The 8,576-nt window shown below is 62.3% G+C and carries 10 protein-coding genes, 1 tRNA gene and 1 pseudogene; 9 read left to right on the top strand and 3 right to left on the bottom strand.

What is annotated here, in order from left to right:
- The 9 genes from GPS82_RS12230 to GPS82_RS12190 form a co-directional block, all read left to right on the top strand.
- Window positions 1-1,026, top strand: a 1,026-nt coding sequence (locus GPS82_RS12230; protein WP_296495100.1) for a formate dehydrogenase subunit alpha, incomplete at its 5' end; no start/stop codon positions are given.
- 10 nt (window positions 1,027-1,036) lie between these two features.
- Window positions 1,037-1,669, top strand: coding sequence for a formate dehydrogenase FDH3 subunit beta (gene fdh3B / locus GPS82_RS12225; RefSeq protein WP_296495098.1), 633 nt, complete (start codon window positions 1,037-1,039; stop codon window positions 1,667-1,669).
- Window positions 1,666-1,887, top strand: coding sequence for a hypothetical protein (locus GPS82_RS12220; protein WP_296495095.1), 222 nt, complete (start codon window positions 1,666-1,668; stop codon window positions 1,885-1,887). The genes fdh3B and GPS82_RS12220 overlap by 4 nt, the downstream gene beginning before the upstream one ends.
- A gap of 13 nt (window positions 1,888-1,900) precedes the next feature.
- The gene (locus GPS82_RS12215) at window positions 1,901-3,088 is read left to right on the top strand and encodes a formate dehydrogenase subunit gamma (RefSeq protein ID WP_296495094.1); all 1,188 of its coding nucleotides are present in this window, start codon (window positions 1,901-1,903) and stop codon (window positions 3,086-3,088) included.
- Between the two features lie 18 nt (window positions 3,089-3,106).
- Entirely contained in the window at window positions 3,107-3,442 is a 336-nt protein-coding gene (locus tag GPS82_RS12210; RefSeq protein ID WP_296495091.1) for a hypothetical protein, read from the top strand.
- 50 nt (window positions 3,443-3,492) lie between these two features.
- Window positions 3,493-4,290: a formate dehydrogenase accessory sulfurtransferase FdhD gene (locus tag GPS82_RS12205; RefSeq protein ID WP_296495104.1), complete on the top strand. Its 798-nt coding sequence runs from the start codon at window positions 3,493-3,495 to the stop codon at window positions 4,288-4,290.
- 80 nt (window positions 4,291-4,370) lie between these two features.
- A complete protein-coding gene (locus tag GPS82_RS12200; RefSeq protein ID WP_296495088.1) occupies window positions 4,371-6,890 on the top strand; it encodes an FtsX-like permease family protein in 2,520 nt (839 codons plus the stop codon).
- A gap of 61 nt (window positions 6,891-6,951) precedes the next feature.
- Window positions 6,952-7,386 (top strand): group II truncated hemoglobin, encoded by a 435-nt coding sequence (locus GPS82_RS12195; protein ID WP_296495086.1) that lies wholly within the window; start codon window positions 6,952-6,954, stop codon window positions 7,384-7,386.
- Between the two features lie 51 nt (window positions 7,387-7,437).
- Window positions 7,438-7,514 (top strand) — tRNA-Arg (locus GPS82_RS12190).
- Between the two features lie 152 nt (window positions 7,515-7,666).
- Here GPS82_RS12190 and GPS82_RS12185 read toward each other — a convergent pair.
- The 3 genes and pseudogenes from GPS82_RS12185 to GPS82_RS12175 all read right to left on the bottom strand — a co-directional run.
- Window positions 7,667-8,056: a nitrous oxide-stimulated promoter family protein gene (locus GPS82_RS12185; RefSeq protein WP_296495083.1), complete on the bottom strand. Its 390-nt coding sequence runs from the start codon at window positions 8,054-8,056 to the stop codon at window positions 7,667-7,669.
- A 37-nt stretch (window positions 8,057-8,093) separates the two neighbouring features.
- Window positions 8,094-8,315 carry an oxidoreductase-like domain-containing protein gene (locus GPS82_RS12180; protein WP_296495101.1) on the bottom strand — a complete coding sequence of 74 codons (222 nt, stop codon included), beginning with the start codon at window positions 8,313-8,315 and terminating at the stop codon, window positions 8,094-8,096.
- 21 nt (window positions 8,316-8,336) lie between these two features.
- A pseudogene (locus GPS82_RS12175) lies at window positions 8,337-8,549 on the bottom strand (DUF1653 domain-containing protein); the annotation flags it as partial.
- Between the last annotated feature and the right edge of the window lie 27 nt (window positions 8,550-8,576).

Below are 8,576 nucleotides of genomic sequence, written 5' to 3'. Positions count from 1 at the left end.
GACGTGAAAACCCTGCGCGCCAAAGGCGGCAAGGACAAGGAAACCGGCTACGACTTCACCGGCGATTATTTTGGTTTGCCATGGCCTTGTTACGGCACGCCAGAGCTCAAGCACCCGGGTTCACCCAACTTGTACGACACGTCCAAACACGTGATGGATGGCGGCGGCAACTTCCGCGCCAACTTCGGCGTGGAAAAAGACGGCGTCAACCTGCTGGCCGAGGACGGCTCCCATTCACTGGGTGCCGACATCACCACGGGTTACCCTGAGTTCGACCATGTGCTGCTCAAAAAGCTGGGCTGGTGGAACGACTTGACCGACGCCGAAAAAACAGCGGCTGAAGGCAAGAACTGGAAAACCGACCTGTCGGGCGGCATCCAGCGCGTGGTGCTCAAGGTGCACGGCTGCCATGTGTTCGGCAACGCCAAGGCGCGCGCCGTGGTGTGGAACTTCCCCGATGCCATTCCCAAGCACCGCGAACCGTTGTACGGCATTCGCCCCGATTTGGTGGCCAAGTACCCGACGCACGACGACAAAAAAGCCTTCTGGCGCCTGCCGACCTTGTACAAGACGGTGCAGGACAAAGCGGTGGCTGACAAGGTGCACGAGAAGTTCCCGTTCATCATGACTTCGGGGCGCCTGACCGAGTACGAGGGCGGCGGCGAGGAAACCCGCTCCAACCCCTGGCTGGCCGAGTTGCAACAGGAGATGTTCATCGAGATCAACCCCAAGGTGGCGGCCGACAAGGGCATCCGCAATGGCGAGCGCGCCTGGGTGTCCACGCCCACTGGCGCGCGCCTCAATGTGCAGGCGATGGTGACCGAGCGCGTGGGTCCCGACACGGTGTTCATGCCGTTTCACTTCTCCGGGCACTGGCAGGGCGCCGACATGCTGGCCTATTACCCAACGGGCGCGGCACCCATCGTGCGCGGCGAAGCCATCAATACCGCCACCACCTATGGTTACGACAGCGTCACGATGATGCAGGAAACCAAGACCACCGTTTGCAATATCGAACGCGCATAAGGAGAAAAACATGGCCCGGATGAAATTTGTCTGCGATGCAGAACGCTGTATTGAATGCAACGGTTGCGTCACCGCGTGCAAAAACGAGCACGAAGTGCCCTGGGGTGTGAACCGCCGCCGCGTGGTCACCCTCAACGACGGCGTGCCCGGTGAAAAATCGATCTCGGTGGCCTGCATGCATTGCAGCGATGCGCCCTGCATGGCGGTGTGCCCGGTCAACTGCTTCTACCGCACCGACGAGGGTGTGGTGCTGCACGACAAGGATGTGTGCATTGGCTGCGGTTACTGCTCCTATGCCTGCCCGTTTGGCGCGCCGCAGTTTCCTTCGGCGGGCACCTTTGGGGTGCGCGGCAAGATGGACAAGTGCACCTTTTGCGCCGGTGGCCCGGAAGCCAACGGCAGTCAGGCTGAGTTCGAGAAATATGGTCGCAACCGACTGGCCGAGGGCAAGTTGCCGGCCTGCGCCGAAATGTGCTCGACCAAGGCGTTGATTGGCGGCGACGGCGATGTGGTGGCCGACATCTTCCGCAACCGCGTGTTGCGCCGCGGCAAGGGTGCCGAGGTCTGGGGCTGGGGTACAGCCTACGGATCCAAACAGGCGGGTCAACCTGGCGCTGCCGCCCCTGAAGGAGCGAAATCATGAAAAGAATCATTTTTGCGGTCATCATGGTGGCCGGTCTGGCTGCCTGCGGCGACAAGCCCCAGGAACTGACCGCCAGCAAACAAGACAGCGCGGCCTTTACCGGGACCGGCAAGCCCTATGTCGAGCCTGACTGGAAACCGGGGGACAAGGCCAGTTGGGAAGCCCAGTTGAAGGCGCGCAGCGAGTATGGTCAAAACGACTACACCCGCATGAACTGAGCAGGAGGCCGTCATGAAAAAAGCCTTTCCAGTCTTTGCCGCACTGGCCCTGTGCTGGGGCAGCGCGGTGGCGCAAACCGCCCCCGCCGCTGCGCCTGCAACAGACCCCGCGACCGTTGCCGCACCCGCGGCGGCCATGCCCGGCATCCAGAGCCAGAATATCTTCGAGGTCAAGCCTGATGCCAGCGAAGAGCCCGGTTACGCCACCCAGACCAATGGCGAGCGCGCCGTGGTGCAGCCCGGCAACAACGCGCCCATGTGGCGCCAGGTGGGCGCAGGCGTGGCGGGGGTCAGCAGCCTGCCCAAATCCGAGGCGCCCGAAGCCGGGGTGCTGATTCAGCCGTTTGTACAGTATCCGGGGTCGCGCCTGACCAATGCCGGCGAAGCCTGGCGCCAGGTGCGCAACAACTGGCTGATTCCCTACGGTGGCTCGCTGCTGTTGATCGTGCTGGGCGCCATCGGCCTGGCCTATTGGCGTGTTGGCACCATCAAACTCAAGGATCAGCCGAGCGGCCGCATGCTGGAGCGTTTTACGCCGTTCGAGCGTTCCGCGCACTGGGCGAACGCGATCGCATTCGTCATTCTGGCGATTTCCGGCGTGGTGATGGCCTTCGGGCAATTCTTTCTGCTGCCGCTCATGGGCAGCACACTGTTTGGCTGGTTGGCTTACGGGCTCAAGAACGCGCACAACTTTGCCGGCCCGCTGTTTGCGGTGTCGCTGCTGATTGTCATCGTCACTTTTCTGCGCGACAACCTGCCTGCCAAGGGCGACCTGAACTGGCTGCTCAAGGGCGGCGGCATGTTCTCGGAGCACGAGGTCAAGTCTGGCCGCTACAACGCCGGTGAAAAGCTTGTGTTCTGGGGTGGCGTGTTTGTGTTGGGTCTGGTGGTTGTGGGCTCCGGCCTGGTGATGGACAAGCTGATTCCCGGCTTGGTCTACGAGCGCGGCACCATGCAGATTGCCCACATGGTGCATTCGGTGTCCAACATCCTGATGATCGTCATGTTCATGGGTCACATCTATCTGGGCTGGATCACCGAGGGCGCCATCGAGGGCATGAAGACCGGCTACGTCGATGAAACCTGGGCCAGGGAACACCATGAGCTTTGGTACAACGATGTCAAGTCGGGCAAGATTCCTGCGCAACGCGGTTCCGCACCCGCGCCGTCCAGCCCGACAGGGAAACCGGTTAGCGTTTGAGACCTCGGAGACAAATTTATGAAAAATTGGATGACAAGCCTGTTTGCCGCTGCCGCATTGGCCTCGCTGGGTTCAGCCGCCTTTGCCAAGCTGCCACCCCCCACGGAAGAGGCCAAGGCCAAGGCGGCCGAGGCCGCCGCCAAAACCGCCTGGGCCGGCAAGGTGGACGCCTTCAAGCTGTGCCAGGCGCAAGACAAAGCGGCGGCGCATTACCTGAAGACCTCGGGCAAAGGCGCTGCCCCGGCCAGCGCATGCGCTGACCCCGGACCGTTTGTTTACGTGCCTGCCGGGGCTGCACCCGCCGCAGCAGCTGCACCCGCAGCGTCTGCGGCTGTTCCCGCCAAGAAATCCTGAACTTGCTGCCGCGCCTAACCCAGGCCCGCGCGCCGCTCACGCGCGAGGTGATGGTCGTCAACGAGTTTGGCGAGTCAGACACCGTGTCCATCCCGGCTGAGCGCGCGCTCACCGTTTACGTGGACAAACGTGAGTTGGTCACGCTCATGACGCTGGGTGCCCACCCCGAGTTGCTGGTGCTGGGCTTTTTGCGCAACCAGCGGCTGGTGGCCAGCGTGGCCGAGGTCGAGTCCATCACGGTCGACTGGGAGGTGGGTGCCGCCGCCGTCAAAACCCGCCAGGGTATCTCGGACATCGAGGCGCGCACCGCCAAGCGGGTGGTCACCACCGGCTGTGGCCAGGGCAGCGTGTTCGGCGACCTGATGGCCGAGGTGGACAGCATCACGCTGCCCGCGGCCACGTTCTCGCAAGCCGATCTGTACGGCATCGTCAACGCCATCCGGCTGCAGGAAACCACCTATAAATCATCGGGCTCGGTGCATGGCTGCGCGCTGTTTCATGGCCCGGAGATGCTGGTGTTTGTGGAAGATGTGGGCCGCCACAACGCAATCGACACTATCGCCGGCTGGATGTGGATGAATCCAGAGAAAAAGATGTCTGGCGCTGACAAAGTTTTCTACACCACCGGTCGGCTCACCAGCGAAATGGTCATCAAGTCCGCGCAAATGGGCGTGCCGATTGTGGTGTCGCGCAGCGGCATCACGCAAATGGGGTTGGACGTGGCGCTGCGCCTGGGCCTGTGCGCCATTGGACGGGCCACCAACAAGCGCTTTCTTTGCTACAGCGGGGCCCATCGTCTGCAACTGCAGCCTGAATTGGCAGCCATTCGCGCCCCGGCGCTGATTTGACTCGCGCAAATACGCCTGCGGCGTCGGGTTGCTGGGTTGGTGGGGCGCCAGTTTTTGCCTGAGTGCGGTATCGTCACTGCATGAAGATTTCATTTTTGCAATTGGGCTGGCGTTCCCTTACGCGTGATTTGCGCGCCGGCGAGCTGCGTTTGTTGATGGTGGCCGTGACGCTGGCGGTGGCGGCGCTTACCGCTGTTGGCTTTTTTGCCGACCGGCTCAAGGGCGGTTTGCAGCGCGATGCGCGTCAACTAATGGGCGGCGACGCCGTGGTGGTCAGTGACAACCCGATTCCAGAAGCCTTTCTGGCGCAAGTCAAGGCACTGGGATTGCAGCAGACCATCAACCTGAGTTTTCCGACCATGGCGCGCGCGCCCGAGCTGGCCGGCGGCGCCATCAAGCTGGTGTCGCTCAAGGTGGTCGCCGATGGCTACCCGTTGCGCGGGCGCATGCGCGTGAGCGAGCAGCCAGACTCAAACGGTGCCCTGACCAGCGAGATTCCCCAGCCTGGTCAGGCCTGGGCCGACGCTGCCTTGCTGGAGGCGCTTGAAGTGCCAGTCGGGGGCGATCTGCTGCTGGGCGACAGCACGTTTAAAGTGAGCCGCATCATTGTGAATGAGCCTGATCGTGGCGCGGGTTTCATGAATTTTGCACCGCGCGTCATGATCAATCAGGCCGATGTTCAAGCCACCGGCCTGATCCAGCCCGCCAGCCGGCTGCGGTTTCAGCTGGCGGTGGCAGGCGCTGACCCGGCGGTGAAACGTTTTGTCGATTGGGCGCAGGCCCAGGTCGAGTCGAAAGCCGTGCGCGGCGCCCGGGTGGAGGCGCTGGAAGGCGGCCGCCCTGAGCTAAGCACCACGCTCTCGCGGGCTGAAAAGTTCCTCAATCTCGTGGCCCTGCTGGCGGCTTTGCTCAGCGCGGTGGCAGTTGCCCTGGCTGCCCGCGGTTTTGCCGCCAGCCACTTGGACGACTGCGCCATGCTGCGGGTGCTGGGCTTGCCACAGCGCACCATTGCTGCGGCCTACACCTTTGAATTTGTGCTGATCGGCCTGCTGGCCAGCGCCTTGGGCGTGTTGCTGGGCTTTTTGGTGCACTACGGTTTTGTCGCCTTGCTCGCGGGCCTGGTGGACTCGGCCTTGCCAGCCCCGGGCATTTGGCCGGTGCTGTTTGGCCTGGGCATGGGGCTGACGCTGTTGCTGGCTTTTGGCCTGCCACCGGTGCTGCAGTTGGCTCAGGTGCCGGCGCTGCGCGTGATCCGGCGTGACGTGGGCGGGCTCAAGCCGGCATCGCTCTTGGTGCTGGGCCTGGGCGTGGCGGGTTTTGCCGCCTTGTTGCTGGCGGCGAGCAGCGACCTCAAGTTGGGCCTGATTGCGGTCGGCGGTTTTGCCGCGGCGACGCTGTTGTTTGCCGGCCTGAGTTGGTTGGCGGTCAAGCTGCTGCGCGCCGTTGTCAACGATGCCACGGCGCCCACTGCCGTGGTGCTGGCCACCCGCCAAATTGCTGCCCGCCCCGCGTTTGCCGTGGTGCAGGTCAGCAGCCTGGCGGTGGGCTTGCTGGCGCTGGTGCTGCTGGTGCTGCTGCGCACCGACCTGATCAGCAGTTGGCGCGCAGCTTCGCCGCCCGGCGCGCCCAACCGCTTTGTCATCAATGTCATGCCCGAGCAGGGCCCGGCATTTACCCAGGCGCTGAAAAACGCGGGCGTCACCGAGTTTGACTGGTTCCCCATGATCCGTGGCCGCCTGGTGGCCATCAATGGGCGCAACGTCAGCCCTGACGATTACACGGATGATCGCGCCCGGCGCCTGGTGGACCGCGAATTCAACCTCTCACACAGCGCCGCCCAGCCAACCCAGAATGTGGTGGTGGCGGGGCGCTGGCAGGCCAATGAGGCAGGCGCCATCAGCGTGGAGGAGGGCATTGCCGAGACCCTGGGTGTCAAATTGGGTGACAGCCTGACCTTTGACGTGGGCGGCATGCAGACCGTGTCCAAAATCACCTCGCTGCGCAAGGTGGACTGGGCCTCGATGCGGGCCAACTTCTTTGTCATGTACCCGGTGGACACGCTCGAGGGCGTGCCCGCCACCTATATGAGCGCCTTCAAGGCGCCCGAGACGACAGGTTTTGATAACACGCTGGTGCGCCAGTTTCCCAACATCACCAGTGTCAACATGACCGCCACCATCGCACAGATCCAGCGCGTGCTCGATCAGGTGATCGGCGCGGTGGAGTTTTTGTTTGCCTTTGCCCTGGCTGCCGGCCTGGTGGTGCTGTTTGCCGCAGTGACCGCCACGCGCGAGGAGCGCGCCCGCGAATATGCCATCATGCGCGCCGTGGGCGCGCGCGCCAGCCTGTTGCGCCAGGTGCAACGTATTGAACTGGCTGGCGTGGGCCTGCTGGCCGGTTTTCTGGCGTCGATTGTGGCCAGCGCGGTGGGTTGGGCACTGGCGCGCTTTGTGTTTGAATTTGACTGGGTGGTGTCGCTGTGGGTGCCGCTGCTGGGTTCGCTGGCCGGTGCCGTGCTGGCGCTGGCGGCCGGCTGGTGGGGGCTGCGTGAGGTGCTGAGCCGCCCGGTGGTTCAAACGCTGCGCAATGCGGCACAATGATTCGCTGTTTTTTCTGCAGCGCCCTGCATGTGAATGAAATGCTCCCCAACCCAATATGACGATGAATATCGAAGAAAAACCTGCTTTTGACACACCGTTCGCTTGGATCGGTGGCGAACCGCGCGTGCATGCGCTGGTCGAGCGCTTCTACGATCTGATGGATCTTGAGCCGGGTTACGCCGAGTTGCGCGTGGTGCATGGCTCGGTGCTCGACGATGCCCGGCAAAAGCTGTTCTGGTTTTTGTGCGGATGGCTTGGCGGCCCGCAGCATTACACCGATCGTTTTGGTCACCCGCGCCTGAAAGCGCGGCACATGCCCTTCAAGGTTGGTCTGGTCGAGCGCGACCAATGGCTGGCGTGCATGGATCAGGCCATGCTTGAGACCGGTGTGCCTCCGGAGTTGCGCGAACGGCTGAACAAGTCGTTTTTTCAAACAGCGGACTGGATGCGCAACCAGCCGGAAGCGCAAAAAATGACAAGTTTTTCAGGGCCATGAGCGGGGCTTTGGGTGAAATGGGCGGGTTTCGTTGCTAGAATACGCAGCTTAGCGGCTGTAGCTCAGTTGGATAGAGTATCTGGCTACGAACCAGAGGGTCGTGGGTTCAATTCCTGCCAGCCGCACCAAACGAACAACCTTGAAGCAGAAATGCTTCAGGGTTTTTTCGTTTTTACACCTCAAATTCCATGCCCCGGTCAGAAGCAGGCTGACTTAAAGCGAGAACTGCAAGGCGCATCTGGGCTGGTCTGACTTTGGCTGGATGCAATGTACCCATTCATCACTCTTTAGCCGATGGCCTGGCTGCGTGCTTGTTTGGCAACACGGGAATGGGCTTGCGGTCAGCCAAAAGGTGCCGGATACCCAACACCGGGTGCCGCAGCAGCATGCGCGGCCCGGCCCAGCGCATCACGACCCTTGTCTTTTCACGCATGTCCCTGGTGTAGCAATGCACGACGCACTTGGCACAATTTGGTTTGGCGTCGCCGAACACGCAGCGCTGCAGGCGCCGCTGCGCGTAGTCAAACAAGTCATTGCAGTCGGCGCACCGTGGGATGCCGTCATGGTGGGCGGCGCAGTACATGTTGATCATCACTTCGATGGTTTTGAGTTCACGCACACGCCGGACGAATTGTTTGTCGGTGGTGAATTCAATGAATTGATCGGTCATGAGACTGAGCCTTCCTGGGATGCTTCGTGGTGCAAGTCTAGGGCAGAGCCGACATTTGCAGCAGGCCGCAGGCATCGTCCCGCCAATGGCCCAGCGCCGTGAAATAGCTTTCCCACACACAGCCATCGCAACCCCGCCCGCAACAAGTGTCGGGCAGCGGAGGCGGTTGGCGCAATGCGGTGTCGAGTTCGATGGATTGCGACAGTGCGAGTGCTCGCAGGTAGGCAATCAGCGCAGTGGCCGTGGCAAGGTCGCCCACTGGCACTTTGGCTGGGTCTTGTCGCACAAAACGGGCTTGATCCTTGCCGTTGAAAAAGCCGGTTTCAGCAAACATGGCTGCAGGCCGGACCCAGAGTCCGAAGCCGTCATAGAGTGCGCGATACAAGGTCATGGCCTGCAACGTTTCGCTGCAGCGCACGGTGTCCACCACCTCGTACCAGCCGCCCTTGTAATGGCGGTACAAGCCCGGTGGGCTGCTGGGCAATGGGGGCAATTCGTGGTCGTTGGGACTGGGTGTGCT

It is taken from the genome of Rhodoferax sp., from assembly GCF_011391645.1.
Taxonomy (GTDB): Bacteria; Pseudomonadota; Gammaproteobacteria; order Burkholderiales; family Burkholderiaceae_C; genus Rhodoferax.
The sequence above is the reverse complement of the archived record's forward strand: the minus strand, read 5'-3'. Positions and strand labels throughout refer to the sequence as shown.